This is a genomic window from Caldalkalibacillus mannanilyticus JCM 10596, from assembly GCF_000615945.1.
In the GTDB taxonomy this organism is placed as follows: Bacteria; Bacillota; Bacilli; order Caldalkalibacillales; family JCM-10596; genus Bacillus_AT; species Bacillus_AT mannanilyticus.
In genome coordinates this window covers 1-2,446 of record NZ_BAMO01000084.1, presented here as the reverse complement: position 1 = coordinate 2,446, position 2,446 = coordinate 1, and the positions used below count along the sequence as shown (strand labels likewise).

Sequence of the window (2,446 nt, the reverse complement as noted above, 5' to 3'; positions counted from 1 at the left end):
CATACAAATAACAAAATTCGTGTGAGTACAGCACCAGCTAGTACAATTTCAGATGATTTAGATGTCTTGGTAGCTTTTGACCAAGAAACAATAGATGTAAATGTTCACGAGCTATCCTCGCATGGAATCGTGATTGCCGATAGCAAATTTAACCCGACCTTGCCAGAAGGGGCAAATGGAACCCTGTATTCTGTTCCATTTACCGAGTTAGCAGATAGCTTAGGAAGCTCCCTGATGAAGAACATGGTGGCAGTAGGAGCATCTAGTGCTGCTTTAGGGCTTGAATTAGAAAGTTTTCAGCAGCTAGTGGAGCAAATCTTTGCCAAGAAAGGGCCAAAGATTATTGAAATGAACCGTGAAGCCATGGCTAAGGGAGCGGCTTATTTTAATGAGCAAGCCGGTGGAGCGATTGTAGCTCTACAGCTGGAGAAAGCCGATGGAAAACAACGCATGTTCATGATTGGAAACGATGCCATTGCTCTAGGAGCCGTTGCTGCGGGGTGCCGCTTCATGCCAGCGTATCCGATTACTCCTGCCTCTGAGGTGATGGAATACCTGATTAAGAAGCTTCCAGAACTAGGTGGGACCGTGATTCAGACAGAAGATGAAATTGCAGCCGTGACCATGGCGATTGGTGGAAACTATGCTGGGGTTCGGACGATGACTGCGTCTGCGGGTCCAGGATTAGCTCTAATGACGGAAGCGATTGGTCTAGCAGGAATCACAGAAACGCCTCTTGTGATCGTGGATACCCAACGTGGAGGTCCAAGTACTGGACTGCCGACCAAGCAGGAACAAGGGGATATGCAGAGCTTAATTCATGGTTCTCCGGGAGAAATTCCTAAGATTGTCTTAACGCCAAGCTCTGTAGAAGAATGCTTCTATGATACCGTTGAAGCGTTTAACTTAGCAGAAGAGTATCAATGTCCTGTTATTCTGGCGACAGATTTAGCCTTATCTCTAGGAAAGCAGACGGTTGAGCCTCTTGATTATAGCCGAGTGGAAATTCGCCGAGGCAAATTGCTATCAGAGGTACCGGAGCATGAGGGAGAATTATTTAAGCGTTACGAAGTAACGGAGGATGGGATTTCTCCGCGAGTGATTCCAGGACAAAAGAATGGAATTCACCATGTAACCGGTGTAGAGCATAACGAAGTGGGTAGACCTTCTGAGGATCCGATCAACCGATTACAGCAAATGGACAAGCGACTCTCCAAGCTGAACAACCTGAAGTACCCAGATGCGGTGAAAAAGGTGTCGGTGGAGCATGAACAGCCTGATGTGCTGATCATTGGAGTCAGCTCTACCCTAGGAACGATCCAAGAAGCTCGTCTGCGTTTGGAGAAGGATGGACTTAAAGTTAATCATGTTCATATTCGTATTATTCACCCATTCCCAAGTACAGAGCTACAGCCGTATGTGGATGCAGCGAAAACGATTGTGGTGGTGGAGAACAATGCTTCTGGTCAGCTTGCCAACCTCGTGAAGCTTCATGTAGGCGGAGCAGAAAAAATCAAGAACTTACTCAAGTATGATGGGAATCCGTTCTTGCCATTTGACATTCATCAAAAAGTGAAGGAGCTGATCTAGAATGGCAACATTTAAAGATTTCCGCAACAGTGTCAAGCCAAACTGGTGCCCGGGCTGTGGTGACTTTTCCGTTCAGGCAGCGATGCAAAGAGCCGCAGCGAATGTAGGGCTTGAGCCCGAGCAATTAGCTGTCATCTCTGGAATTGGTTGTTCAGGTCGTATTTCTGGATACATTAATGCTTATGGTTATCATGGAATCCATGGTCGTGCTCTTCCTATCGCTCAAGGGGTCAAGATGGCGAATCGTGAATTAACCGTGATTGCCTCTGGGGGAGATGGAGATGGATTTGCGATCGGAATGGGACATACCGTTCACGCTATTCGTCGAAACATCGACATGACCTATATCGTGATGGATAATCAGATTTATGGATTAACCAAAGGGCAAACTTCGCCTCGTTCTGAAGCAGGATTTAAGACCAAGAGTACCCCAGCAGGGTCGATTGAATCGGCTTTATCAGTGATGGAGCTTGCTTAACGGCAGGGGCTACGTTTGTAGCACAAAGCTTTTCAAGTGACTTAAAAGGACTTACTTCCTTGATTGAACAAGGAATTCAGCATAAAGGATTTTCATTAATCAACGTCTTTAGTCCCTGTGTGACCTTCAATAAGATCAATACCTATGATTGGTTTAAGGAGCACATTACAGATCTATCGGCCATTGAAGGCTATGATCCTTCCAACCGTATGCTCGCGATGCAAACCCTGATGGAGCACAAGGGCCTAGTCACGGGTCTGATCTATCAGGATAAGAATAAACCTTCCTATGAGGAAATGGTTAAAGGATTTAAACCAGAAGGTTTAGCGAACCAATCGCTGGAGCTTAGTGAAGAAGACTTCACTAAATTAGTGAACG

General features: G+C 46.0%; 1 protein-coding gene and 1 pseudogene. Both read left to right on the top strand.

Annotation, left to right across the window (positions count from 1 at the left end; all coding sequences use genetic code 11):
- On the top strand, positions 1–1,590 hold a 1,590-nt coding region (locus tag JCM10596_RS22680), incomplete at its 5' end, for a 2-oxoacid:acceptor oxidoreductase subunit alpha (protein ID WP_025029046.1).
- Position 1,591: 1 nt separating this feature from the next.
- Positions 1,592–2,446, top strand: a pseudogene (locus JCM10596_RS27150) (2-oxoacid:ferredoxin oxidoreductase subunit beta); the annotation flags it as partial.